A 24191-nucleotide genomic window follows, 5' to 3' on the forward strand; every position below is an offset into this window, starting at 1 on the left:
GAGGCTCCCATGAAAGTCGCGATCATCGGTGGTGGACCTGCGGGTCTCTACGCTGCGATCCTGCTCAAAAAGCAGCGCCCGGGCGCCGACATCACCGTGTATGAGCGCAACCGGGCCGACGACACGTTCGGCTTCGGCGTGGTGTTCTCCGATGCCACGCTGGACAATTTCGAAAAGCACGATCTGCCGAGCTATCGCCGCATCACCCAGGAGTTCGCGTACTGGGACGATATCGCCGTGCATTTCCGCGGCACCGTGCACCGGGTCGGCGGCAACGGCTTTTGCGGCTGCTCGCGGCGTAAGCTGCTTCTGATCTTGCAGGACCGAGCCCGCGAGCTCGGCGTCGCCCTGCATTTCGAGGCGGACGTCGACGACGATGCCCGCTTCGCCGATGCCGATCTCGTCCTGATCGCCGACGGCATCAACAGCCGGTTTCGCGAGAAATACCTCGATCATTTCCAGCCGGAGGTCGACGTCCGCTCCAACAAGTTTGCCTGGATGGGCTCGACCAGACCGCTCGACGCCTTCACCTTCATCTTCCAGGAGACCGAGTGGGGCCCGTTCATCGCCCACGCCTATCAATATGAGGTCGGACACTCGACCTGGATTTTTGAGACCGATCCTGAGACCTTCGAGCGGGCCGGCCTGACCGGGCTGGACGAGACCCAGTCCGCCGCGCGCATGGCCGAGATTTTCGGCTGGTTCCTCGATGGGCACAAGCTGCTCACCAATCGCTCGATGTGGCGCAATTTCCCGATGATCCGCAGCAAGCGCTGGGTCAAGGACAACATGGTGCTGCTCGGCGATGCCAAGGCGAGCGCGCATTTTTCGATCGGCTCCGGCACCAAGCTCGCGATGGAAGACGCCATCGCCTTGGCGGAAGCGATGGAGAAGGCTCCCAGCATCAAGGCGGCGCTCGATGTCTACGAGCACGGCCGCCGCGAGGAGGTCGAGAAGACCCAGCACGCCGCCGACGTCTCCCTGGTCTGGTTCGAGCATGTCGACCGCTTCTGGGATTTCGATCCCGTGCAGTTTGCCTTCGGCGTGATGACGCGCTCGAAGGCGATCACCTACGATAATCTCAAGCTTCGCGCGCCGGATTTCGTGGCCGAAGTCGAAAAGTCCTTTGCAAAGCAGGTCCGCGACAGCGGCTTCGAAGTCGATACCCAAAAGCCGACGGTGCCGCTGTTCCAGCCGTTCCGGCTGCGTGAGATGGAGATCGCCAATCGCGCCGTGATGTCGCCGATGTGCATGTATTCGGCCAAGGAGGGTGTGCCGACCGATTTTCACCTCGTGCACTACGGCTCGCGTGCGATCGGCGGTGCCGGCCTGATCTTCACGGAGATGACCTGTGTCAGCCGCGAGGCCCGCATCACGCCCGGCTGCGCCGGCCTGTGGAACGACGAGCAGGAGACCGCCTGGCGGCGCATCGTGGATTTCGTCCACGGCAATTCGGCTGCCAAGATCTGCCTGCAACTCGGCCACGCCGGCCGCAAGGGTGCGACCAAGCTGATGTGGGACGGCATGGATCGTCCGTTGGACGAAGGCGGTTGGGACGTGGTGTCGGCTTCCCCGCTGCCCTATTTCCCCGACAGCCAAGTGCCGCGCGAGCTCGACCGCGCCGGCATGAACGAGGTGAGGGACGCTTTCGTTGCGGCGGCCGAGCGCGGCGAGCGCTGCGGCTTCGACATGCTGGAGCTGCACTGCGCCCACGGCTATCTGCTCGCGAGCTTCATTTCGCCGCTGACCAACACCCGGACCGACGCGTACGGCGGCTCGCTCGAAAACCGTCTGCGGTTCCCGCTTGAGATATTCGAAGCGCTCCGCGCGGTCTGGCCATCGCACAAGCCGATGTCGGTGCGTATCTCCGCGACCGATTGGGCGGAAGGTGGCATCAATGGCGACGACGCCGTTGCCATCGCGCGCGCCTTTGCCGAGGCGGGTGTCGATCTCGTCGACGTCTCGACCGGCCAGACCGTGCGGGATGCGCAGCCGGTCTACGGCCGTATGTTCCAGACGCCGTTCTCGGATCAGGTCCGCAACGAGGCGCGCGTGGCCACGATGTGCGTCGGCAACATCACGACAGCGGACCAGGCCAACACCATCCTGGCCGCAGGCCGAGCCGACCTCGTGGCGCTCGGCCGGCCGCATCTGGTCGATCCGTTCTTCACCATGAAAGCTGCGGCCTGGTACGGGGCAGAGAACGCGTTCTGCCCGCCGCAATATATGCCCGGAAAGGATCAGGTTTTCCGCAACAGCGTGCGCGACCGGCAGGACCTGGACGAGCTGCGAATTAAGGCTAAGCCCAAGACCCGGGCCGAGCTCAAGGCGGAGGCGACAAAGCCGCTTGCGGCGGAGTGACTGCCCGTGCGACGTTAACCCATTGCCTGTGTTTCGAGTGGAGTAAGGGCGATGAAGGCGATTATCGTCGGTGGCGGCATTGGTGGTCTCACCACGGCATTGATGCTGCGCTCGCGCGGCCTCGACTGTGAGATCTTCGAGCAGGCCGACTCCATTCGGGAGCTCGGGGTCGGCATCAACACGCTGCCGCATGCCATGCGGGAGCTCGCCGGATTGGGCTTGCTTCAGAAGCTCGACGACGTCGCGATCCGTACGGATCAGCTCTATTATCTCAATCGCCACGGCCAGGAGGTCTGGCGCGAAGCCCGCGGCATCGACGCCGGCCACGACGTGCCGCAATTCTCGATCCATCGTGGCCGTCTCCAGAGCGTCATCCATCGTGCCGTCGAGGAGCGGCTTGGAGCGGACGCCATTCACACCGGCTGCCGGCTCGGCGCCTTCACGCAGGACGAGGGCGGCGTCACCGCTTACTTCTTCGATCGTGCCGGCGCGCACGTCCACACCGCCCGCGGCGACATCCTGATCGGCGCCGACGGCATCCATTCCCGCGTCCGCGACACGTTGTTCCCGAACGAAGGCCCGCCGTGCTGGAACGGCCTGATGCTGTGGCGCGGCGCGCGCGACTGGCCGCTATTCCTCACCGGCAAATCGATGATCGTGGCCGGCGGCCTCAACGCCAAGGTGGTGATTTATCCGATTGCAGAAGGATCGAGCTCGGCGAGCCGCCTCACCAATTGGGCCGTGCTGGTGAAGGTAGGCGAGGGCAATGTGCCGCCACCTCGGAAAGAGGACTGGTCGCGTCCTGGCCGACGCGAAGAGCTGATGCCGCACGTCGCGCGCTTCTCGGTGCCTTACATCGACGTGAAGAGCCTGATCTCGGCGACGCCTGAATTCTACGAATATCCGACCTGCGACCGCGATCCCTTGCCCTACTGGTCGTCCGGACGCGTGACGCTGCTGGGGGACGCCGCGCATCCCATGTATCCGGTCGGCTCCAATGGCGCCTCGCAGGCGATCCTCGACGCGCGCTGCCTTGCCGACGCGCTGGTGCGCGCCGAGCATCCGCGCCAGGCGTTGCTCGAATACGAGAAGAAACGCCTGCCGATGACGGCCGATATCGTGCGTTCCAACCGGCGCGGCGGCCCCGAAGGCGTCATCGACGCCGTCGAGCAGCTCGCGCCTGATGGCTTCGACAATGTCGACAACGTGCTGAGCTACTCCCAGCGCGAGGCCATCGTGCGCGGCTATGCCACCAAGGCAGGCTTCGCCGCCGTGCCGGGGCTTGCGGCGGTGCGCGCCTGAGGCGCGCCGCTAGCCGGCGCCGGGCGGCGGCGGCAGGAAGTGGATGTTGAACTCGGCCGCCATTGCCACCACGTCCTCCGGCTTCTGCTCCTTCATGTTGTGAAGGCCCCAGAACAGGTCGAACAGTTTTTTGGTCGGTGAGACCCAGAACAGCACTTTTGCGGTCTGCTCCGACTTGTTGAAGATGCCGTGCGGCACGCCCATGCCGAGGCGGATCAGGTCGCCGGCGGTCGCCTGCGCCTCCGAATTGCCCAGCACGAAATCGAGCTTGCCCTCCAGCATATAGAGATACTCATCCTGGTCGGGATGGATGTGCGGCGGCACGAACGTGCCGGGCGGCAAGGTCGCATGCCATGAGAAACTATGCTCGGTCTTGCTCTTCGGCACGTAGGTCTGGCCGAGGATGTTCCAGGAAATCCCCTGAATGCCCTCATTGGCCCGCGTGATGCCGGTGATTTCGCTGCTCATTGAAGTCCTCCCTTAACGCGACGCTCGGCTCAGTTCGCAGCCTTGCAGTCCTTGGCGTAACGGTCGCCGTAATTCTCGAAGACCTTCTGCACGATCTCCGTCTGGAACTTGCCGTCCGGACGCTTGGCGACCTTGGTCAGGTAAAAGTCCTGGATCGGATAGCCGTTGGTGTTGAACTTGAAGGCACCGCGCAGCGAGGTGAAATCCGCCTTCTTCAGTGCGGCTCCCACGGCATCCTTGTTCGAGAGGTCGCCCTTCACGGCCTTGACCGCACTGTCGATCAGCATCGCAGCATCGTAGGCCTGGAAGGCGTAGGTGCCGGGCACGATGTTGTAAGCGGCCTCGTAGGCGGCGACGAACTTCTTGTTCTGGGGATTGTCGAGGTTGGGCGCCCAGTTTGCGCCACCGAACATGCCGACGGCCGCATCCTGCTGCGCCGGCAGGGTCGATTCATCCACCGTGAAGGCCGAGAGCACCGGAATGCTGTCGGCGAGGCCGGCCTGCCGGTATTGCTTGACGAGATTGACGCCGAGGCCGCCCGGCATGAAGGTGAACAACGCATCGGGCTTCTGCGAGGAGATCTTGGACAACTCCGGCTGGAAGTCCAGCGTGTTCAGCGGCATGTAGGATTCTTCGACGATCTCGCCCTTGTAGTCGAGCTTGAAGCCCGCTACCGAATCCTTGCCGGCCTGATAGTTCGGCACCATCAGGTACATCCGCTTGTAGCCGCGATCCTGCGCGACCTTGCCGAGGATCTCGTGCACCTGATCGTTCTGGTACGAGGTCACATAGAAGAACGGGTTACAGTCCTTGCCGGCAAAGGTCGACGGGCCCGCGTTGGGGCTGATCAGAAAGGTCTTCGATTCCGTGATGGGCCGGTGGATCGCCTGCAGGATGTTGGAGAAGATCGGGCCGACCACGAAGTCGACCTTGTCGCGCTCCAGAAGCCCCTTGATCTTCGTTACGGCCGCATCCGGCTTGAGCTCATCGTCGACCACGACAACCTCGACATCGCGGCCGCCCATCTTGCTGCCGAGATCCTTCACCGCAAGTGCAAAGCCGTCGCGAACTTGCTGACCCAGTGCGGCGGCAGGTCCCGACAGGGTCACCACCACACCCAGCTTGATCTTCTCCTGGGCGAGAGCGGGATCGAGTCCGAGCAGCAGCGCCAGTCCTGCCAAGGTCAATTGCGTCTTCATGGTCTCTCCCCCAATACGCTTACGCCCAATGCTGTAGCTTGGTCTTATCCAAGCTTAGTCTGATGACGGCGTCCGCGGCAAGCAAACCGAAGCGGCGCACCTTGCGTGGTGCGCCACGCCAACTGCCGCATGCAAGCAGCGCGCCAATTACTTGAAGCCTAAAGAAATTCGTATGCGGTCGATTGTTGCAGCTTTGGACTTGCGGCCGGCTCCGATTTATTTGAAGCTCAAAACGTTGGGAATCCGTGCCGGCGCCAATGCCCGCCGAGAGTGACTGCACCGAGATGCTCGATTCCGAGACCAAGGCCGTCGAAACGCCGGAAGACCACGCCGACGAGCTTCGGCTGTGGTTGCGCCTTCTGACCTGCACGACATTGATCGAAGGCGAGGTTCGCGGCCGTCTGCGGCAGCGGTTCGACGTCACGCTGCCGCGTTTCGATCTGATGGCACAGCTCGACAAGGCGCCCGACGGCATGACCCTGTCCGATGTCTCCAAGCGCATGATGGTGTCGAACGGTAACGTCACCGGGCTCGTCGAGCGCCTTGTGGAATCCGGGCATCTCGATCGTCGTACCTCGGAAACCGACCGCCGTGTCCAGGTGATCCGCCTCACGAAACTCGGTCGCGCCGAGTTCCGCCGCATGGCTGCGGAGCACGAGACCTGGATCGCCGATCTGTTCGCCGACCTCACGCCAAAGGACGTGCGCGAATTGATGCGGCTGCTCGCCAAAACCAAGGCGTCGGCGCAAAAATCGGCCGCGCGCCGCCGGCCGTAAGGGCGGGGCCGGCTGGCCGCCCAATCCCTTTTGCCGCAGGAAAAAGCACCGGATGCCCAAAATCCGCTATTGCGCCAAATTGTTTTAAGCCTAAAATGTTTTCCAGATCGTGCTGCCGGGTGCAATCCATGCTGAAAGGAGCGTGCGATGGCCAACGCCGCCAAGGTTCAAGTGACGGGCTCCCATGACGGCAACGCCGCGACGGCCCATGTCGATAAGTTTGCGCAGCAGCATCTGCCGCCGCGCGAGCTGTGGCCCGAATTCATCTTCACGCGGCCGGAGCTGAACTATCCGCCACGATTGAATTGCGTGAGCTACTTCCTCGACCGCTGGGTCGAGCAGGGCCATGGCGATGCGCCCTGCGTCATCAGCCCCTCCGTCAGCTATACCTATCGCGAGCTGCAAGCCCTGGTGAACCGCATCGCCAATGTGCTCGTCGGCAAGCTTGGTCTCGTCGCCGGCGGCCGCGTGCTGCTGCGCTCCGCCAACAATCCGATGATGGTTGCGACCTATCTCGCAGTCATCAAGGCCGGAGGCATCGTGGTGGCGACCATGCCGCTGCTCCGCGCCAAGGAGCTGTCGTACCCGATCCAGAAAGCGGAGATCGCGCTCGCACTATGCGACGGCAAGCTTGCCGAGGAGATGGAGAGAGCGAAAGCTGCGGCGCCTAAGCTGAAGCGGGTTGTCTATTGGGGCAACGGCGCGGCGGACTCGCTCGAAGCGCTCATTGCCGATGCGAGCGCGGAGTTCAAGGCTGTCGATACCGCCTCTGATGACGTCTGCCTGATCGCCTTCACGTCCGGCACGACGGGCGATCCCAAGGGCACCATGCATTTCCATCGCGACATGCTCGCGGTCTGCGACGGCTATGCGCGCAACATCTTGCGGGCCGGGCAGAAAGACCGCTTCGTCGGTTCGGCGCCGCTCGCCTTCACCTTCGGCTTCGGCGGCGTGCTGTTTCCGATGCATATCGGCGCCTCTTTTGTCGTGCTCGAGAAGACGACGCCGGACGACATTTTGACGGCGATCGAGCAATACAAGACCACCGTCTGTTTCACCGCGCCCACGGCGTATCGCGCGATGATCGGCAAGCTCGCCGGCCGCGACATCTCTTCGCTGCGCAAATGCGTCTCCGCCGGCGAGACGTTGCCAAAGCCGACCTTCGACGCCTGGCTCAAGGCCACCGGCATCAAGTTGATGGACGGCATCGGCTCGACCGAGCTGCTGCACATCTTCATCAGCGCGACGGAAGATGAAATTCGTCCGGGTGCGACGGGCAAGCCCGTTCCGGGCTATGAGGCCAAGATCGTGGACGACGACGGCCGCGACGTGCCGCCGGGCACGATGGGCAAGCTCGCGGTGCGCGGGCCGACCGGCTGCCGCTATCTCGCTGACGAGCGCCAGCGCAAATATGTCCAGAACGGCTGGAACATCACCGGCGATACCTATCTGATGGATAGCGACGGCTATTTCTGGTACCAGTCGCGTTCCGACGACATGATCGTGTCGGCCGGCTACAATATCGCGGGCACAGACGTCGAGGCGGCCTTGCTCACGCATCCGGCGGTCGCCGAATGCGGCGTGGTCGGCGCCCCGGACGAGGCGCGCGGCATGATCGTGAAGGCCTATGTCGTCGCGGCGTCCGGCGTGACACCAGATGCACAGCTCGTGGCCGAGCTGCAGGAGCATGTCAAACGCGAGATCGCGCCGTATAAATATCCGCGCGCCATCGAGTTCGTCGCGCAACTGCCGAAGACCGAGACCGGAAAACTGAAGCGCTTTGCCCTGCGGCAACTGGCGCAGGCCGCCGCCACGTCCTCGGGCGTCGCGGCGGAATGAGAAGGATGGAGAATTGTCTGTGACGACGCCGAAAGGCCCGCAACTCGCGGTACTGCCGACAGCGGCTGAGGATGAAACCCCTGCGCGGGTCCAGGTGCTCCAGCCGTCGGGCTGGCCGATGCCGAAGGGCTATGCCAATGGCATGGCCGCCGAAGGGCGCATCGTCGTCACCGGCGGGGTAATCGGCTGGGATGCTGAAGAGTGTCTCGCCGACGGCTTTGTCGCGCAGGTTCATCAGACCTTGAGCAACATCGCCGCGATCCTGAATGAGGCTGGTGCCCGGCCCGAGCACCTCGTGCGGCTGACCTGGTACGTCGTCGACATGGACGAGTACCTGTCCAACCTGAAGGAACTCGGCAAGATCTACCGTGCCATCCTCGGCGCACATTACCCAGCGATGGCGCTGGTCCAGGTGGTGCGCCTCGTGGAGAAGGCAGCGCGCGTCGAGATCGAGGCCACCGCCGTCATTCCGGGCTGAGGCGCGCTGGCTCGGCTTGCCTTGTCAGCTTGCCTTGGCGAGCTCGTCATCCTCGGGCGAGTTCAGATAGATGCCCGACATGGTGTCGACCCAGCACAGATGGTCGTGCACCTTCTTCACGCCGTCGACGTTCTCCGCGGCGACCATCGCGGCCTGCCGCGTGCGCTCTTCGGTGATGACCCCGCTGAGGTGAACGATACCGTCGCGGACGATCACGTTCAGCCCGAACGGGCACCACTCGTTCTTCTCCATGGTCTCGATGATGCGGCTACGGATGTGGTCGTCGTCTGCCGTCGGATCCGGCACCTCGCGGGCCAGCCCCGCCACCGCCTGCAGCAGATTGGCGCGCGAGACGATGCCGACGACCTTGTCGCCGCGCACCACCGGCAGCCGCTTGACGTTGTTCCGCTCCATGAGGTCGACGATCTCCGCAAGCGCCGTATCCTCCGTGATGGTGACGGGCGTGTCGGTCATCACTTCCGAGACCTTGCGGCCGTGCTCATGGACGAAATCGCTGGCGGATTTGCCCGGACCCAGGATGAATCGCAGCCAGCGTCCGCGCTTGCGCCCGGTGCCGATCTCACTGCGGCGGATGAAATCGCCTTCAGAGACGACACCGACCAGCTTGCCGGTCTCGTCGACCACCGTGAGGCCGCTGACATGCCGCTTCAGCATGATATTCGCCGCCTCGACGATGCTGGTGTCAGGGGTAACCGAGATGACCGACCGGGTCATGATCTGGTGGGCGCGCATGGACAACTCCGCTGGCTTGTCGAATTTCGATGGACAAAAACTAGCTCCGGCGTCGGGCTGCGGCTTGACTCAGGTCAATGGGAGGAGCCCGCCCGCTCCGATGAAGCAATTGTGATCCCCGCCGGGATTTGATGCAGCTCAACGCGTATGGGAGGCCTCGCCATATCCTGCCGCCGACGTCGAACAGAACCCTTCGGGAACATTGAGCCATGAGCGTCGTGCAGATATTTCCACGGACCGAAGAGCCGGTTGTGCAGGCTCTTCCCGTCAATCCCGCTGCTGGTCCCGAAGCCTCGACGGCGAGTTCGGAAAAGCATGGGGAAATGCCGGCTGCCGCCGATCCTTTGCCTGCGTCGGAGCCATATCCGCTCGACCGCGCGTTTCACGCGATGCTGGCGCGGTTCACGGGCGGCATTTCGCCGCTGGCCCTGTCGCTCGCTTGGCTCGACTGGAGCACGCACCTCGCTGCTGCGCCGCAGCGCCAGATGGAGATTTCCCGCAACATGCTGCGCGATGCCGGCCGGCTGGCAGAAGCCGCCGCGCATGCGGCATCGCCGGAGCAGAAGCCTTGGTCGGTGATCCAGCCGCAGGGACGGGATCGCCGCTTCAGCGGACCGCAATGGGAGACCGCGCCGTTCAATCTGCTCGCGCAGGGGTTCTTGCTCACCGAGCGGTGGTGGCACGATGCCACGACTGGCGTGCGCGGCGTGTCGCATGCCAATGAAGCCATCGTCGAGTTTTCGATGCGTCAGATGCTCGATATGCTGGCGCCCTCGAATTTCGCGGCGACCAATCCGAAGGTGCTGGAGAAGGCGTTCCAGAGCGGCGGGGAGAATTTCGTCTTCGGCTGGCAGAACTGGTGCAGCGATCTGATGCGCCTGCTCACCAGCTCGAGATTGGCGGATGACGGGCAGTTCATAGTCGGCAAGACGGTGGCGGCTTCACCCGGCAAGGTGGTCTATCGCAATGAGCTGATCGAGCTGATTCAGTACTCTCCAACCACCGCGCAGGTCCGGCCCGAACCGATCCTGATCGTGCCGGCCTGGATCATGAAATACTACATTCTCGATCTCTCGCCGCAGAACTCGCTGGTCAAATATCTGACCAGCCAAGGCTTCACTGTATTCGCGATCTCCTGGCGCAATCCGGATGCGAGGGATCGGAATCTCGCCTTCGACGATTATCGCAGGCTGGGCGTCATGGCGGCGCTGGACGTGATGGGTAAGATCATGCCGGGTCGGAAGACCCATGCGCTCGGCTATTGTCTGGGCGGTACGTTACTGTCGATCGCCGCCGCCGCGATGGCGCGCGATGGTGATCATCGCCTCGGCACGGTCACTCTTCTTGCGGCCCAGACCGACTTCACCGAGGCCGGAGAGCTGACGCTGTTCATCAATGAGAGCCAGGTCGCCTTTCTCGAAGACATGATGTGGCAGCGCGGCTATCTCGACACGACGCAGATGGCCGGGGCCTTCCAGCTGCTGCGCTCCAACGAATTGATCTGGTCGCGGCTGTCGCACGATTATCTGATGGGCGATGGCGCGCCATTGAACGATTTGATGGCCTGGAACGCGGACGCCACGCGATTACCGTATCGCATGCATTCGGAATATCTGCGAAAGCTGTTCCTCGGCAATGATCTGGCCGAGGGGCGTTATCACGTCGGCGGCCGGAGCGTTTCGCTGTCCGATATTCACGCGCCGATGTTCGTAGTCGGCACGCTCGCCGATCACGTGGCGCCGTGGCGATCCGTCTACAAGATCCACTATCAGGTCGATGCCGACGTGACGTTCCTGTTGACCAGCGGCGGTCACAATGCCGGTGTCGTCGCGCCTCCCGATGAGCCCGGCCACTTCTATCAGGTGCTGACCAAGGCTGCCGATGCGCCTTATGTCGGTGCGGACGAGTGGCTGAAGCTGGCTCCACGCGTTGAAGGATCGTGGTGGCCGGAATGGGCCGAATGGCTGGCGGCGCGCTCCGGCGCGCCCTGCGATCCGCCGCAGATCGGAATTGGAGACGCCGCGGGATTGCCCGATGCGCCGGGGGACTACGTCCACACCTAAGTCTCCGGCTCGGAATTCGGCCCGAGGTCCGAGGAGCGGAATGGCTTGGTCTTGTCGAGTTTGCGGTAGGCCGTCGAGGCCTTCCGCAACAATTTCTTCTCCCGCTTGCGGTCGAGGAAACGACGGCCGGCCTCGAGGCCGGCGCCGTTCAGCGATGCCGCCAGCGCTTGTCCACGTGCATCGTCGTTCAATTGTCCGAGGGAGCGCTGTGCCTTGCGCAATTGCTTGAGGATGGACTTTTGCTTGGCCGCCGCCTCATCGGCGAACAGGTCCTGCAGCGACTCGACCGAATAGGTCATCCGCTTGTTCAGGAGCCGCAGCTTGTGGCGTTTCTCGACGTCGAGCTTGCGGAGCTTGCGCGCTTTCTTGAGCAGCGTCGTCTCCCACGCGGTCAGCCGCTCCGTCGCATGTTCGGCGAGCGTGCAGCGGCGTAATCGGATGGCTTCCTTGCTGCGCCGGGTCGACCAGGGCCCGCTCTCGATCCAGGCGGAGGTCTGCTCGACAAGGCGGCGATAGCGCGCGGATTGCAATGCGCGCGCCAGCTGGCGGTGGCTCTCGGCGCGCTTTTCGTCCCAGTGCTGCAGCTCGGCGACCTCTGAAAGCTCGCCGTCGCTTTCGGCGATGACCCGCTCGATCGCCACATCGAGGTCCCGGACCATGCCGAGCTGGCCGTTCAGCCATTTCAGCTCGGCCCAGACATGTGGCCGCAGGGCGTCGTCGACCATCGGCGAGAAGAAGCGGATGGCGGTGCGCAGATGCGTCAGCGCGATCCGGATCTGATGCAGCGCGTCGGGATCGCCGCGGCAAGTGCCGTCATGCTGGGCGAGGACGGAAGCGAGGTGGCGGCGCGCGATGATTCGGAACGCCGTATCGCAGGCCATGCCGGGGCTGAGGCGGCCGGGCAGGGCATTGCGCCGCGCCGCCGGCGTGATGCGAGCGGTCGTCGAGGTCGTGCTAGGTCGCGCCATCTTTGCCCGCGCCAATCAGATTGCCCTGTTTGCCTTCAGCGATCGCGTTCCGGCAGGTCTGGAGCGTCTGCTCTGGTGTCCCGGATGCATCGATGGTCGCCCAACCGATATGGCCGATATTATAGTGCTCCTGCTGCGCGGCAACCTCTTGAGTGGCATCGGAAGCGTCGCCCCGCCGGCTTCCGATCCGCTTTTGCCGGGTCGCGAGGTCTGCGACCAGAAACAGGCCGTGCAGCGGCACGTTGCGCTCGCGCGCCAGTGCGGCGATCGCGTCCCGTTCGTCCTCGCGGGCAAACACGCCGTCGATAACAGCCGAATGGCCTTGCGCCAGCACCCGCCGGGCGAGCTGCACCAGCGTGTCATAGACGTGCGCCGCATGCTCCGGCGTGTAGGCCGACGGCGGCAGGCGGTGGGTGTCCTCGACCCCGAACATCTGCTTTCGGACGAGGTCGCTGCGCAGCACGACGGCTCCTGGCGGCGGCGCGACGAGGGGCGCAAGCGCTTGCGCCAAGACCGTCTTGCCGGTGCCTGACAATCCGGCCACGGCAATCAGGCGCGGCGCAGCAGGATGTATCAGCATCCTGGCAAGATCAAAATAGCGCCGTGCCTGGTCGAGAATGCCGGCGTCATCGGAATGCGGTGGCCTTAGCCGCGCCAGGGCGACCTGGGCGCGGATCGCTGCGCGGATGGACATGAACAGCGGCAGCGCCGCGAGCGCGTCGAGATTGTCGGCGGACGTCGCGGCGAGATAGCGGTTCAGGACGATGTTGGCCGCCCGTGGCTGATCGTGGTGCAACAGGTCCATCAGCGTGAATGCGAGATCGTAGAGCACGTCCACGGTCGCCATCCGCGCGTCGAACTCGATGGCGTCGAACAGCACGGGCAGCTCGTCGATCAGCACGATGTTCGCCAGATGCAGGTCGCCATGACAGCGCCGCACGAAACCCTGGCGGCCGCGCTCTTTGAGCAGGGGACGGAGGCGCAAAAAGGCCTCGTGCGAAGCCTGGCTGAGCTTGTCGATGTCTCCCGCATTGAAATGGCCGCCGGCCTGCAGGCCGTGGCTGTTGCCGTCGATCAAGGCGGGAATGGACGAGATCCATGCTTCGCCGTCGGCGCAAGTCGCCGCGCCATGGGAAGCCACGATCGCGTCGGCAGCAGCCGAGGCGAGCTTGGCATCCAGCGGGCCGGCCGTCGCCAGATGATCCAGAGTCCGGCTCTCGTCGAAGCGCGACATCTCCACCGCATACTCGATCGGCCGGCCGGGGCCGCCGACCTGCACCGATCCGCCCGGCTCCTCCGTGATCGCCACGACGCGATGATAGATCTGGGGCGCCAGTGGCCGGTTGATCCTGATCTCCTCCTCGCATGCCGCCTTGCGCTTCTCGAGCGTCGAGTAATCGAGGAAGGGAAACCGGACGGCGCGCTTGATCTTCAACGCGCGCGTCCCGTCGAGGAACACCGAGGCTGCGTGCGTGTCGATCCGCGTCACGCCGGGATGGCCGGTCAGCGTCCGGAAGATCCGCTCCTGGGCCGCCATTTCGTCTGTCATGGAGTCAGGCATCCGAAAGCACCGTCAGGGCGTCAGCACGGCCGCGCCGAGAATCTGACCGGCTCTCAGCATGGTCAGAACCTCATTGGCCTGATGAAGCGGAAATGCCGTCGTCTCGGTGCGCACGCCGGCTTGCGGAGCGATCTTGAGAAAATCGAGGCCGTCCTGCCGGGTGAGATTGGCGACCGAGACCAGTTGCCGCTCCTGCCAGAGCAGATCGTACGGAAAGCTTGGAATGTCGGTCATGTGGATACCGGCGCATACGACGCGACCGCCTTTGCGCACGGCGCGCAGCGCAGCCGGAACGAGCTCGCCTGATGGTGCGAAGATGATGGCGGCGTCAAGCGGCTCGTCAGGCACTTCGTCTGATGCCCCTGCCCAAACGGCGCCGAGACGGCGCGCATGATCTTGCGCAGCGACGTCACCGCGTCGCGTGAACGCATGGACGGATCGTCCCTGCCAGCGCGCGACTTGCGCAATGATGTGGCCGGCCGCGCCGAAACCATAGAGGCCGAGCCGTTCGGCTGAGCCGGCCAGCACCAGTGAGCGCCAGCCGATCAGCCCCGCGCAGAGCAGAGGCGCAATCTCCCCGTCGTTGCCGTCTTCACCGAGCGGGAAGGCGTAGCGTGCGTCGGCGATGGTGTGGGTCGCGTAGCCGCCGTCGCGCGTGTAGCCGGTGAACTCTGGTGCGTTACACAGGTTTTCCTTGCCCTCCTTGCAGAAGCGACAATGTCCGCAGGTGAAGCCGAGCCAGGGGATGCCGACGCGGTCACCGGGCGTATGCGTTGTGACATTCGGGCCCACGAGATCGACCCGACCGACAATCTCGTGACCGGGCACGATCGGATAGCGAATGTCGGGCAGCTCGGCGTCGACGAGGTGAAGATCGGTGCGGCATACCCCGCAGGCGCTGATCTTCACGCGGAGCTGCCCCTCGCCGGGGATCGGGTCAGGCCGCTCCTCCATCTGGAGGCGCGTTTGTGGGGCCGGCAACACCATCGCACGCATCGGTCTCTCCAGGGCGAACCGCGCTCCCATCGAACTATCCATAGAATAGTCGAGTGGCCAGTCCTTGACGTCGGTCAACGCCTGTTCCCGACCGACCGAACCGGGTTCCCTTGGCTTGACGAGGATCAAGCGTCTCGACCAAAGCCGGCCTATTGTGGCGGCCAAGGAGAATCCCGATGCCCATCAAGGACGTCTTTCTGCCGCTTATCGGTCAGCCGCGTGGGCCGGCCCTGGTTGCGATCGAGAAATGCGTGACTGTTGCCGCCGATCTCGGCGCCAGGATCACCGCGCTCGCGCTCGAGGAAGAGGTGTACGAGCGGCCGAAGGTGATGCTGCTCAGCGATCACGAGGCCGCGGAGGCCGCCAGCTCGCGCGAGCCGAGCGACATGCAGCAGCTCCTCAACGCATTCACCAATGCGACATCCAGCGCCAATGTTCGCGCCCAGAGCCGAGCGGGCAAGGTGCCGGCCGATCAGATCGCGGCGGTCTTCGCCGAGTATGCCCGTTTCCACGATCTCACGCTGCTTCCCGTGAAGCCGCACGACAGTCGAACGGAGAGCATTGTCGAAGCCTTCTTGTTCGGATCCGGCCGGCCGCTTCTGCTCTGTCCGGAACATCTCGCAGGCAACCTTCGGTCCAAATTCGAGAACGTCATGATCGCCTGGGATCACTCCGCGCGTGCAGCGCGAGCGGTCGGCGACGCGCTGCCGGTTCTGCAGGCGGCGGCCTCTGTCCGCGTGGTGACCGTGGCGGATGACAAGACCGACGCGATCGTGCAATCCGGAACGGCTCTGGTCGATCATCTGAGGGAACACGGCGTTCACGCCTCGTTCGAAACGGCGAAAGGCCGCGGCAGCTCGATCGGCAAGGTCCTGGGAAACTGGGTGAATTCCCACGGGATGGATGCGATCGTGATGGGCGCCTATCATCATTCGCGCCTGAACGAGGTCGTCTGGGGCGGTGTGACAAAGACCGTCATTGGCGAGCCACCGTGCTGGGTTATGATCTCGCACTAGGCTCACTATTTTTCCGTCCTGATCGTCAACCATCGAAACCGTCGCTGACCGGGCGCATTTGCTTTCATGTCAACCTATCGTCTGAGCAATCTGCTGGCGCCGCGTTCAGTCGCACTCGTCGGCGCGAGCGCCCGTCCGGTCTCCGTGGGACGCGCCGTTCTGGAGAATATCCACAAGGCCCAATTCAAGGGGCGGTTCGGCCTCGTCAATCCGCGTCATGCCGAAATCGGCGGCATCGCGGCCGTGAAAAGTCTGGACGGGTTGGACTTCGTGCCCGAGCTCGTGGTCGTCACCGCGCCGGCGCGTGAGATTCCCGGCATCATCGACCAGGCCGGGCGTCGCGGCTCGGCGGGCGCCTTGATCGTTTCGGCCGGGCTCGGCCACGGACCGGGATCTCTGCACGAGGCTGCCGTCACGGCGGCCCACAAATACGGCATGCGGCTGATTGGACCGAATTGTCTTGGCATCATGATGCCCGGCGTCAGCCTGAATGCCAGCTTTGCAGCGCATATGCCGGGAGGGGGTAGCCTCGCGCTGATCTCGCAGTCGGGCGCGATCGCTGCCGGCATGGTCGACTGGGCGGCGCAGCGCGGCGTCGGCTTCTCCGGCATCGTCTCGATCGGCGATCAGATGGACGTCGATATTGCCGATCTGCTCGACTATTTCGCGATGGATCACAAGACACGCGCGATCCTGCTCTACATCGAGTCCATCAAGGACGCGCGCAAGTTCATGTCGGCGGCACGCGCCGCCGCGCGCGTGAAGCCCGTCGTCGTGGTGAAGTCCGGCCGCATGGCGCAGGGTGCGAAGGCGGCTGCCACGCATACCGGCGCGCTTGCCGGAGCCGACGCCGTCTATGACGCGGCGTTCCGCCGCGCCGGCGTGCTGCGGGTCTCCGATTTGCGGGAGCTGTTCGATTGCGCCGAGACACTCGGCCGCGTCGAATCGCCAACCGGAAAGCGCCTCGCCATCCTGACCAATGGTGGCGGCATCGGCGTGCTCGCCGTCGACCGACTGGTCGAGCTCGGCGGGATTCCGGCGACCATCTCGGCGGAGGCGCGCAAGAAGCTCGATGCGGCTCTGCCGCCGACCTGGTCCCGTGCGAATCCCGTCGACATCGTCGGCGACGCCGACGCCGCGCGCTACGCGGCGGCGCTGGAGGTATTGCTGGCTGATCGCGACAATGACGCGGTCCTGGTCCTCAACGTGCAAACGGCGATCGCCTCGGCAGCCGAGATCGCCGCCACCGTGACGGAGCTCGTCGCCAAATATCGCGAACAGCACCGCCGATGGGCGAAGCCGGTGCTGGCCTCCTGGGTCGGGGCCGATCAGGGCATCATTCAGGCGCTTTCCGGTGCCGGTATGCCGAATTATCCGACCGAGGACGACGCGGTGCGCGGCTTCATGCATCTGGTCCGGCACCGCGAGGTGGTCGAGGAGCTGAGTCAGGTTCCCCCCGCGATGCCCGACACATTCGTTCCGGACGCGCGAGGGGCGAGGCAGATCGTCACTGCTGCGATCGCGGATGGCCGCCAATGGCTCGAGCCGGTCGAGATCAAGCATCTGCTCGAAGCCTATGACATTGCGATGGTGCCGACCTATGCGGCAGCCGATGTCGAGCAGGCGGTGACCTATGCGAAGGACATCTTCGCACAGGGCGGGACCGTCGTCTTGAAGATCATGTCGCGGGACATCGTCCACAAGTCCGACGTCGGCGGCGTCGTGCTCAATCTGACGACGCCGGAGGCCGTGCGTGCGGCCACCTCCGATATTCTCGCCCGGGCGAGAAAGCTGCGGCCCGAGGCCCGCATCGGCGGCGTCATCGTCCAGGCGATGGTCGTCAAGGCGAAGGCGCGCGAGCTGATCCTGGGTCTCGCCGACGATCCCACTTTCGGCACCGTCGTGGTGTTCGGCCGTGGCGGCACGGCGGTGGAGATCATCAACGACAAGGCGCTTGCGCTGCCGCCGCTGGATTTGCAGCTCGCCCGCGATTTGATCGACCGCACGCGCGTGTCGCGGTTGCTGAAGGCCTATCGTGACGTGCCGGCGGTCAAGGAGGACGCTGTGGCCCTGGTGCTGGTCAAGCTGGCGCAGATGGCCGCCGACATTCCCGAAATCCACGAGTTCGACATCAATCCGCTGCTGGCGGACGAGACCGGCGTGACCGCGGTCGATGCCCGCGTCGCGGTCGGCTCGCCGCAACGGAAGTTTGTCGGCTCCGGCCCGGCCAATTTCGCGGTTCGTGCCTATCCCTCGCAATGGGAGCGCCGCCTCAAGCTCAAGGACGATTGGCGCATCTTCGTGCGGCCCATGCGTCCCGAGGACGAGCCGACCATCCATAAATTCCTGCGTCACGTCACGCCACACGACCTTCGCCTGCGGTTCTTCGCGCCGATGAAGGAGTTCACCCACGAGTTCATCGCGCGCCTAACCCAGCTCGACTATGCGCGCGCGATGGCCTTCATTGCATTCGACGAGGCCACCGGCGAGATGGTCGGCGTGGTCCGGCTGCACTCGGATTCGATCTACGAGAGCGGTGAGTATGCGATCCTGCTGCGGTCCGATCTCAAGGGCAGGGGGCTCGGCTGGGCGCTGATGCAGCTCATCATCACCTACGCCAAGTCGGAAGGGCTGAAAGTCATATCGGGCGACGTGCTCCAGGAGAACACCGTGATGCTCGAAATGTGCCGAAATCTCGGCTTCGAGGTCAAGCCGGATCCGGCTGAGCCTGACATCTGCGACGTCAAGCTGAAGCTCTGAGGCTCCCTTCAGGAGCGCGCTTCGGCCGAGCTTGCCGCGGCGGAGGACTTGGCGGCCGTCTTGGCCGTCGACCGCAAATTCTTCACGATGATCGCGATCAGCGGCACCAGCACCGGCACGATCGTGCTGAGCGGATGATGCACCGCGCCGGACACCTGGGCCTGGAGCGCGCGCGCCTCGAGCTGAAGGGCTTCGATAGAGGCGTCGTGGATCTCGCTGGCGAGCTCGATGTCACGGCCTGACGGAGCGCGGCCGGCGATCAGGAAGAGAGCGGCCGCGATGGCAAAGTTGACGGCGCCGAGGATGGCCGCCGCGGCAATCGCACTCCAGATCTGGACCAGCGCGAAATAGGCCGACAGCTCCAGCATCAGGAGCCCGAATGCCGCGATCAGGGCCGCAAAGGCGCGCAGGCCGAGGCCGACCAGCAGATGGCGAAGCCTGATGTCCGCGATGATCCTGTCCGTGCGCCACAGCGCGCGCAAATGTTTGACCACATTCTCGGTATTCACCTAGTGTCTCCTCAGCATGAAGCCGACGACCACGCCGAGCGCGAAGGCCGAGGCGAGCGACGTGATCGGACGGTCCGCAATGAGGCCCTGGAGCTGCTCCTGCTCTTCGTCGACGGTCTCTCCAAGCTCGGTCAGCGCGGCCTTGATCTGATCGGCGAGTGCCTCGGCGCGATCTTTCGAGCTCTCGAACATCTCCTCGCCGGCGGTGCTCAGCAAGCGCGTGACGTCGACCTTCAATGCGTGCAGTTCTTCACTCATCCTGTCACTGTCGAACATGGACCTGATATCCCCATTGAACGAAAGCGAGCCTAGGACCTGCCCGCGCCTTCGCGCTTGATTTGCGTCAATCGGCAGTGCTGTTCTGCTCTTGAGACAGGTCAAGCCGGCCGCCATATGCTGGCCTAGAAATGCGGTCTGAATTGCGGACCAATTGTCCCGATGAGGTGGAAGTGTGAACCACGAACCGCTGTTGCTCGCGACGCCGTCCGGCGACGTGCTGAACTTGCGCCCCGAAGGGCCCTGGACCGCCGCGAATGTGGTGACGCTCGAGACCTTGTCCCACTCGGTCGGAGTGGACGTCGATCGATCGCGCGTCGTCACCCTGGACATGTCGGGCGTCAGTGCGCTCGATACGCTCGGCGCCTGGGTCTTGGAGAAATTGTCGCGCAGGGCCGCATCGTCAGGACGATCGGCCGAATTCGTCGGCGTCGCCGATCAGTTCAGCGGGCTGATGGACGAGGTGCGGCAGGTCAACCGCCACCCGCCGGCCCCGACGGCTGTGCCCAATCCGGTCGTGGCGAGGCTCGGGGATCTCGGCAAGTCCACGCTCAGTGCGCGTGAAGACGTCACGATCTTCCTCCAGATGCTCGGCGCGTTGTTCATGGCCGTCATCGGCGTGCTGCGTCGGCCGGGTTCGCTGCGGCTGACGTCGCTGGTCTATCAGCTCTACCGCATCGGGTGGCAGGCGATCCCCATCGTGGCGTTGATCACCTTCCTGATCGGCGCCATCATCGCGCAGCAGGGCTTCTTCCATTTCCGCAGATTCGGCGCCGAGTCCTACACTGTCGACATGGTCGGCATCCTGGTGCTGCGTGAGCTCGGCGTGCTGATCGTCGCCATCATGGTCGCCGGCCGGTCGGGAAGCGCGTATACCGCCGAGCTCGGCTCGATGAAGATGCGCGAGGAGATCGATGCGCTCTCGACCATGGGGCTCGATCCCGTCGAGGTCCTGATCCTGCCGCGCGTCGCGGCCCTGGTCATCGCGCTGCCCATCCTCACCTTCATCGGATCGATCGCCGCGCTCTATGGCGGCGGCCTCGTCGCGCAGTTCTATGGCGACATGGGCCCGGCGATCTACATCGCGCGGCTGCACGAGGCCATCTCCGTCACCCATTTCGAGGTGGGCATCCTGAAGGCGCCGTTCATGGCGCTGGTGATCGGGATCGTGGCCTGCAGCGAGGGATTGCGCGTCAAGGGCAGCGCGGAGTCGCTCGGGCGGCAGACCACGACGTCGGTGGTAAAGTCGATCTTCCTGGTGATCGTGCTCGACGGCCTGTTCGCGATCTTCTTCGCCTCGATCGGAATGTGATGATGGACGCATCGCAAGACCAGTTCGCGATCCGCGTCCGCGACCTCGTGGTCGGCTTCGGCCGCCAGACCGTGCTCGACCATCTGTCGCTCGACGTCCGCCGCGGCGAGATCCTCGGGCTGGTGGGGGCGTCCGGTGGCGGCAAGTCGGTCCTGATGCGAACCATCATTGGCCTGATTCCGCGCCGGGGCGGGACTATCGAAGTCATGGGACAACCCACCGGCGGTCACGGTCGAGGCGCAGCCACGATTTGGGGCATCCTGTTCCAGCAGGGCGCGCTGTTCTCCTCGCTGACGGTCCGCCAGAACGTCCAGTTTCCCTTGCGCGAAAACCTCGTCCTGTCGCAGGAGCTGATGGACGAGATCGCGATCGCCAAGCTTGAAATGGTCGGCTTGCGCGCCCAGGACGCGGACAAATATCCGGCGGAGCTGTCCGGCGGCATGACCAAGCGCGTGGCGCTGGCGCGTGCGCTCGCGCTCGATCCGCCGATCCTGTTCCTGGACGAGCCGACCTCGGGCCTCGATCCGATCGCCGCAGGCGATTTCGACGCGCTGATCAAGACGCTGCAAAAGACCCTGGGGCTGACCGTGTTCATGGTGACGCACGATCTGGCTAGCCTGACCACGGTCTGCGACCGCGTCGCCGCGCTGGCCGACGGCAAGATCGTGGCGATCGGCCCGATGCGCGAATTGCTGCAATCCGAGCATCCCTGGGTGCGCGCTTATTTCCACGGCAAGCGCTCGCAGATGCTGCAACACGAGATGAGATGAGACATGGAAACCCGCGCTCCCTACGTGCTGATCGGCAGCTTCGTGCTGGCCGCGATCCTTGCGGTGTTCGGCTTCGTCTACTGGCTGAACAACACCGGCGGCATCGGCCCGCGCACGAACTACCATGTGCAATTCCAGGGGCCAGTCCCAGGCCTCCTGGTCGGTGCCGGCGTGCTGTTCAACGGCATCCGCGTCGGTGAGGTGACCCAGCTCGGGCTCGCGACCGATAACCCGCGCTTCGTCAATGCGACGATCTCGGTTGCGACCACCACGCCGGTCCGTTCCGACACCAAGGTCGGCCTCGAATTCCAGGGCCTGACCGGCGTGCCGGTGGTGACGTTGGAGGGCGGCGTGATCGTCGCCAAATCCGGCGAGCCGCTGACCCTGATCGCGGAGGCCGGCGCCGGCCAGAGCATGACGCAGGCGGCGCGGGATGCGCTGCGGCGGGTCGATACGGTGCTCGAGGATAATTCCGGCCCGCTGAAGGACACCATTGCCAATCTCAAGATGTTCTCCGACGGGCTCGCGCGCAACACCGGCAAGATCGACGGCATTCTGGCGGGCCTCGAGAAGATGACCGGGGGCGGCGCTCCCGCGCAGAAAGTCACCTACGACCTCCACACGCCGCAAAGCCTCGGGCCGGCCGGCAAGACGCTCTCCGCGTCGCTGGCCATCCCCGAGCCGAGCGCGGTCGCAATGCTGCAGACCCAGCGCATGCTGTTCGCGCCCGTCGGGGACAGGCCGGGCTTTGCGGACTTCCTCTGGGCCGACAGCATTCCGAAATTGGTGCAGGCGCGGCTGATCGACAGTTTTGAGAATTACGACATCGACCACGCCCCGCTACGCACCACCGACCTCGGTCAGGCGGATTACCAGCTCCTGATCGACATCCGGCGCTTTCGCATCGTCACGGAGGGCGAGGCGAAGGTCGAGATCGGACTGTCGGCGCGGATCGTCGACAAGAACGGCAAGGTGGTTGCTTCGCGCCTGGTCGAGACCAGCGAGAAGCTCGACAAGGTCGAGCCGGCCGCTGCGGTCGCCGCCTTCGATGCGGCCTTTGCCCGCATCGCCAAGGAGCTGATCGGCTGGACCGTGCAGGCGGTGTGACGCCGTCTATTCCAGCGTCTTCAGGTAGGACAGAAGGTCGTGGATCTGGTCCGGGCTGAGCTCGAAGGCCGGCATGTCGGCGTGACCGGTGTAGATCCCTTCGGCCAGCGCCTCGCCAAGGCTCTCGATCGGGTAACGCCGATGCAGGGTGCGCAACGGGGGCGCGCCCTCGAGCGGGCTGCGCGAGGCGCGGTCGATGGCGTGGCAGCGCGCGCAATTGGCCCTTGCAAAGGCCTTGCCGCGCTGTTCGGCGGTCGGGGCCGCCAGCGCAGGTGTCATCAGAAGCAGCCCAATCAGGCCGTGACGCAAAGCGCCTTGCAGCATGGAAGAAATCCCGTCGAACTCTGGAAGCAGAATAAGACGGGGATGCCACCCAAATTTGATCTGAGTCAATTGGCTTTGGCGCAGTGCAGTAAAATGCCGCCGCGTGGTGGACTCTGCCGGGGGGCGGAGCTGGACCGACGCTAGGAGCGGTGGATGAAGCCTTCCGTGGTCACGATTGAGCCGAACGGGCATTTCTGCGCCGATTGCGCCGTGCGCGGAGCGGCGGTTTGTTCGTCGCTGGATGCAGCCGAGCTCAGGGAGTTCGAGCATCTCGGACGCCGCGTTCATTTTGACGCGGGCGAGACCGTGTTCTCCGAGGAGGACATCACGACCTCGTTCTACAACGTCCTCGAGGGCGTCATGCGGCTGTACAAGCTGCTGCCCGACGGCCGGCGGCAGATCGTCGGCTTCGCCTTGCCCGGCGATTTCCTGGGGATGAACATATCCGGCCGGCACAATTTTTCCGCCGATGCGATCGGCGTGGTGACCGTGTGCCAGTTCGCCAAAGCGCCTTTCGGCCGTTTCATCGAAGACCGGCCGCTCCTGCTCAGGCGAATCAACGAGCTGGCCATTCGCGAGCTGAGCCAGGCACGCGACCATATGGTGTTGCTCGGCCGCCGCTCGGCCGACGAGAAGGTCGCAACCTTCCTGCTCGGCTGGCGCGACCGGCTGGTCGCGCGCAGGGGCCTGTCCGACACGGTTCCGCTTCCGATGAGCCGTCAGGACATCGCCGACTATCTCGGCCTGACCATCGAAACCGTCAGTCGCACCTTCACCAAGCTGGAACGTCACGGCGTGATCGAGATCATTCATGGCGGCATCAGCCTGCTCGATCCCGCGCGCGCCGAGGCGCTGGCCGCAGCTTGACGGTCCGTCCGGGACGTCCTGCCATTTTTGATCTCGATCAATGACGTCGGCCGGCTGCAGCAAATAATGCCCCGAACACTCTGGGAGGAGCATGATGCCCGCTGATGCGTTGCTGGTGACCATTGTCGTCGTCGCGATCTTCGTCGCATTCGCCGCAGCTCTGGCTTGGGCAGACCGGCAAACCAGCTCTGGCCGGCTCGACCCGAATTCCAAGCGCTGAAGCTCCCGAGCTCGTAGTCCGCTCAGACCTGCCAACAGGCCGAGGCGCGTCCGGCCGGCCCGGCTGCTCGCCAGCGTGTTAACGCAAGCGCGGCTGCGCTGCCTGCAACTCTGCAGCGATCAAAACGCATCGGCGCATCCTTCGGATGCGGGCCCCAGCTAGACCGCGGCTTTTTCGCGGCATTTGCCCTAAAACGCGCGCGTGCTTTCCGGTTGAAAAGCCTGATAACGTTGACTACGCAGGAACCTCAGTGCCTCGCAGTCTTA

At 64.4% G+C, this 24191-nt stretch carries 22 protein-coding genes; 13 read left to right on the forward strand and 9 right to left on the reverse strand.

All coding sequences use genetic code 11. The annotated features are described in order from the left end of the window. Window positions 1–9: 9 nt before the first annotated feature. Both RPS27_RS23210 and RPS27_RS23215 read left to right on the forward strand, forming a co-directional pair. Window positions 10–2361, forward strand: a complete 2352-nt coding sequence (locus tag RPS27_RS23210) for a bifunctional salicylyl-CoA 5-hydroxylase/oxidoreductase (RefSeq protein WP_313754515.1) — start codon at window positions 10–12, stop codon at window positions 2359–2361. Window positions 2362–2412: 51 nt separating this feature from the next. Further along, complete coding sequence (locus RPS27_RS23215) at window positions 2413–3663, forward strand: flavin-dependent oxidoreductase (RefSeq protein ID WP_313754516.1); 1251 nt, start codon at window positions 2413–2415, stop codon at window positions 3661–3663. A gap of 9 nt (window positions 3664–3672) precedes the next feature. On the opposite strand, the gene RPS27_RS23220 is transcribed toward RPS27_RS23215, so the two are convergent. Beyond that, window positions 3673–4131, reverse strand: coding sequence for a cupin domain-containing protein (locus RPS27_RS23220; protein ID WP_194403459.1), 459 nt, complete (start codon window positions 4129–4131; stop codon window positions 3673–3675). Between the two features lie 29 nt (window positions 4132–4160). Beyond that, the gene (locus RPS27_RS23225; protein WP_194403458.1) at window positions 4161–5330 is read right to left on the reverse strand and encodes an ABC transporter substrate-binding protein; all 1170 of its coding nucleotides are present in this window, start codon (window positions 5328–5330) and stop codon (window positions 4161–4163) included. A gap of 257 nt (window positions 5331–5587) precedes the next feature. On the opposite strand from RPS27_RS23225, the gene RPS27_RS23230 reads away from it, so the two are divergent. The 3 genes from RPS27_RS23230 (at window position 5588) to RPS27_RS23240 (ending at window position 8423) form a co-directional block, all read left to right on the forward strand. Beyond that, a complete protein-coding gene (locus RPS27_RS23230) occupies window positions 5588–6106 on the forward strand; it encodes a MarR family winged helix-turn-helix transcriptional regulator (protein ID WP_194403457.1) in 519 nt (172 codons plus the stop codon). A 147-nt stretch (window positions 6107–6253) separates the two neighbouring features. Continuing rightward, on the forward strand, window positions 6254–7945 hold the full coding sequence (locus tag RPS27_RS23235; protein ID WP_313754517.1) for a benzoate-CoA ligase family protein: 1692 nt from the start codon (window positions 6254–6256) through the stop codon (window positions 7943–7945). A 19-nt stretch (window positions 7946–7964) separates the two neighbouring features. Next, window positions 7965–8423: a RidA family protein gene (locus RPS27_RS23240; protein WP_376717306.1), complete on the forward strand. Its 459-nt coding sequence runs from the start codon at window positions 7965–7967 to the stop codon at window positions 8421–8423. Window positions 8424–8447: 24 nt separating this feature from the next. On the opposite strand, the gene RPS27_RS23245 is transcribed toward RPS27_RS23240, so the two are convergent. Next, window positions 8448–9176: a CBS domain-containing protein gene (locus tag RPS27_RS23245; RefSeq protein WP_194403454.1), complete on the reverse strand. Its 729-nt coding sequence runs from the start codon at window positions 9174–9176 to the stop codon at window positions 8448–8450. Window positions 9177–9385: 209 nt separating this feature from the next. On the opposite strand from RPS27_RS23245, the gene RPS27_RS23250 reads away from it, so the two are divergent. Continuing rightward, the gene (locus RPS27_RS23250) at window positions 9386–11239 is read left to right on the forward strand and encodes a PHA/PHB synthase family protein (protein ID WP_313754518.1); all 1854 of its coding nucleotides are present in this window, start codon (window positions 9386–9388) and stop codon (window positions 11237–11239) included. Here the strand turns inward: RPS27_RS23250 and RPS27_RS23255 are convergent. Genes RPS27_RS23255 through RPS27_RS23265 form a run of 3 tightly spaced genes read right to left on the reverse strand, consistent with a single transcriptional unit; the run spans window position 11236 to window position 14764 of the window. Further along, complete coding sequence (locus RPS27_RS23255; RefSeq protein WP_313754519.1) at window positions 11236–12207, reverse strand: CHAD domain-containing protein; 972 nt, start codon at window positions 12205–12207, stop codon at window positions 11236–11238. The genes RPS27_RS23250 and RPS27_RS23255 overlap by 4 nt on opposite strands. Beyond that, the gene (locus tag RPS27_RS23260; RefSeq protein ID WP_313754520.1) at window positions 12194–13756 is read right to left on the reverse strand and encodes an AAA family ATPase; all 1563 of its coding nucleotides are present in this window, start codon (window positions 13754–13756) and stop codon (window positions 12194–12196) included. The genes RPS27_RS23255 and RPS27_RS23260 overlap by 14 nt, the downstream gene beginning before the upstream one ends. Before the next feature lie 24 nt (window positions 13757–13780). Beyond that, entirely contained in the window at window positions 13781–14764 is a 984-nt protein-coding gene (locus tag RPS27_RS23265) for a zinc-dependent alcohol dehydrogenase family protein (RefSeq protein ID WP_313754521.1), read from the reverse strand. A gap of 176 nt (window positions 14765–14940) precedes the next feature. On the opposite strand from RPS27_RS23265, the gene RPS27_RS23270 reads away from it, so the two are divergent. Further along, window positions 14941–15780, forward strand: a complete 840-nt coding sequence (locus tag RPS27_RS23270; protein WP_285807341.1) for a universal stress protein — start codon at window positions 14941–14943, stop codon at window positions 15778–15780. Window positions 15781–15846: 66 nt separating this feature from the next. After that, window positions 15847–18540 carry a bifunctional acetate--CoA ligase family protein/GNAT family N-acetyltransferase gene (locus RPS27_RS23275; RefSeq protein ID WP_313754522.1) on the forward strand — a complete coding sequence of 898 codons (2694 nt, stop codon included), beginning with the start codon at window positions 15847–15849 and terminating at the stop codon, window positions 18538–18540. Window positions 18541–18548: 8 nt separating this feature from the next. Here the strand turns inward: RPS27_RS23275 and RPS27_RS23280 are convergent, their stop codons facing one another. Further along, the gene (locus RPS27_RS23280; RefSeq protein ID WP_211419873.1) at window positions 18549–19049 is read right to left on the reverse strand and encodes a phage holin family protein; all 501 of its coding nucleotides are present in this window, start codon (window positions 19047–19049) and stop codon (window positions 18549–18551) included. After that, window positions 19050–19325: a hypothetical protein gene (locus tag RPS27_RS23285; protein WP_313754523.1), complete on the reverse strand. Its 276-nt coding sequence runs from the start codon at window positions 19323–19325 to the stop codon at window positions 19050–19052. A gap of 175 nt (window positions 19326–19500) precedes the next feature. On the opposite strand from RPS27_RS23285, the gene RPS27_RS23290 reads away from it, so the two are divergent. Genes RPS27_RS23290 through RPS27_RS23300 form a run of 3 tightly spaced genes read left to right on the forward strand, consistent with a single transcriptional unit; the run spans window position 19501 to window position 22514 of the window. Continuing rightward, entirely contained in the window at window positions 19501–20637 is a 1137-nt protein-coding gene (locus RPS27_RS23290; RefSeq protein WP_313754524.1) for an ABC transporter permease, read from the forward strand. 2 nt (window positions 20638–20639) lie between these two features. Next, complete coding sequence (locus RPS27_RS23295) at window positions 20640–21407, forward strand: ABC transporter ATP-binding protein (protein WP_194403444.1); 768 nt, start codon at window positions 20640–20642, stop codon at window positions 21405–21407. Between the two features lie 3 nt (window positions 21408–21410). Beyond that, window positions 21411–22514 (forward strand): ABC-type transport auxiliary lipoprotein family protein, encoded by a 1104-nt coding sequence (locus RPS27_RS23300; RefSeq protein WP_313754525.1) that lies wholly within the window; start codon window positions 21411–21413, stop codon window positions 22512–22514. Between the two features lie 6 nt (window positions 22515–22520). On the opposite strand, the gene RPS27_RS23305 is transcribed toward RPS27_RS23300, so the two are convergent. After that, window positions 22521–22838 carry a c-type cytochrome gene (locus RPS27_RS23305; protein ID WP_194403442.1) on the reverse strand — a complete coding sequence of 106 codons (318 nt, stop codon included), beginning with the start codon at window positions 22836–22838 and terminating at the stop codon, window positions 22521–22523. Between the two features lie 153 nt (window positions 22839–22991). Between RPS27_RS23305 and RPS27_RS23310 the strand changes: the two genes are divergently transcribed. After that, window positions 22992–23705, forward strand: a complete 714-nt coding sequence (locus tag RPS27_RS23310; protein ID WP_194403441.1) for a helix-turn-helix domain-containing protein — start codon at window positions 22992–22994, stop codon at window positions 23703–23705. Between the two features lie 94 nt (window positions 23706–23799). Further along, window positions 23800–23925 carry a hypothetical protein gene (locus RPS27_RS23315; RefSeq protein WP_313754526.1) on the forward strand — a complete coding sequence of 42 codons (126 nt, stop codon included), beginning with the start codon at window positions 23800–23802 and terminating at the stop codon, window positions 23923–23925. The last annotated feature ends 266 nt before the right edge of the window (window positions 23926–24191 follow it).

The organism is Bradyrhizobium sp. WYCCWR 12699, assembly GCF_032144035.1.
Lineage (GTDB): Bacteria > Pseudomonadota > Alphaproteobacteria > Rhizobiales > Xanthobacteraceae > Bradyrhizobium.

What these genes read in the sequence shown, in the direction of transcription:
- RPS27_RS23250 (WP_313754518.1), top strand. Translation starts at nt 9,386, where the DNA reads ATGAGCGTCGTGCAGATATTTCCACGGACCGAAGAGCCGGTTGTGCAG.
- RPS27_RS23285 (WP_313754523.1), bottom strand. Translation starts at nt 19,325, where the DNA reads ATGTTCGACAGTGACAGGATGAGTGAAGAACTGCACGCATTGAAGGTC.
- RPS27_RS23220 (WP_194403459.1), bottom strand. Translation starts at nt 4,131, where the DNA reads ATGAGCAGCGAAATCACCGGCATCACGCGGGCCAATGAGGGCATTCAG.
- RPS27_RS23210 (WP_313754515.1), top strand. Translation starts at nt 10, where the DNA reads ATGAAAGTCGCGATCATCGGTGGTGGACCTGCGGGTCTCTACGCTGCG.
- RPS27_RS23275 (WP_313754522.1), top strand. Translation starts at nt 15,847, where the DNA reads ATGTCAACCTATCGTCTGAGCAATCTGCTGGCGCCGCGTTCAGTCGCA.
- RPS27_RS23265 (WP_313754521.1), bottom strand. Translation starts at nt 14,764, where the DNA reads ATGCGTGCGATGGTGTTGCCGGCCCCACAAACGCGCCTCCAGATGGAG.
- RPS27_RS23225 (WP_194403458.1), bottom strand. Translation starts at nt 5,330, where the DNA reads ATGAAGACGCAATTGACCTTGGCAGGACTGGCGCTGCTGCTCGGACTC.
- RPS27_RS23315 (WP_313754526.1), top strand. Translation starts at nt 23,800, where the DNA reads ATGCCCGCTGATGCGTTGCTGGTGACCATTGTCGTCGTCGCGATCTTC.
- RPS27_RS23245 (WP_194403454.1), bottom strand. Translation starts at nt 9,176, where the DNA reads ATGCGCGCCCACCAGATCATGACCCGGTCGGTCATCTCGGTTACCCCT.
- RPS27_RS23230 (WP_194403457.1), top strand. Translation starts at nt 5,588, where the DNA reads ATGCCCGCCGAGAGTGACTGCACCGAGATGCTCGATTCCGAGACCAAG.
- RPS27_RS23260 (WP_313754520.1), bottom strand. Translation starts at nt 13,756, where the DNA reads ATGACAGACGAAATGGCGGCCCAGGAGCGGATCTTCCGGACGCTGACC.
- RPS27_RS23300 (WP_313754525.1), top strand. Translation starts at nt 21,411, where the DNA reads ATGGAAACCCGCGCTCCCTACGTGCTGATCGGCAGCTTCGTGCTGGCC.
- RPS27_RS23270 (WP_285807341.1), top strand. Translation starts at nt 14,941, where the DNA reads ATGCCCATCAAGGACGTCTTTCTGCCGCTTATCGGTCAGCCGCGTGGG.
- RPS27_RS23235 (WP_313754517.1), top strand. Translation starts at nt 6,254, where the DNA reads ATGGCCAACGCCGCCAAGGTTCAAGTGACGGGCTCCCATGACGGCAAC.
- RPS27_RS23295 (WP_194403444.1), top strand. Translation starts at nt 20,640, where the DNA reads ATGGACGCATCGCAAGACCAGTTCGCGATCCGCGTCCGCGACCTCGTG.
- RPS27_RS23305 (WP_194403442.1), bottom strand. Translation starts at nt 22,838, where the DNA reads ATGCTGCAAGGCGCTTTGCGTCACGGCCTGATTGGGCTGCTTCTGATG.
- RPS27_RS23215 (WP_313754516.1), top strand. Translation starts at nt 2,413, where the DNA reads ATGAAGGCGATTATCGTCGGTGGCGGCATTGGTGGTCTCACCACGGCA.
- RPS27_RS23255 (WP_313754519.1), bottom strand. Translation starts at nt 12,207, where the DNA reads ATGGCGCGACCTAGCACGACCTCGACGACCGCTCGCATCACGCCGGCG.
- RPS27_RS23310 (WP_194403441.1), top strand. Translation starts at nt 22,992, where the DNA reads ATGAAGCCTTCCGTGGTCACGATTGAGCCGAACGGGCATTTCTGCGCC.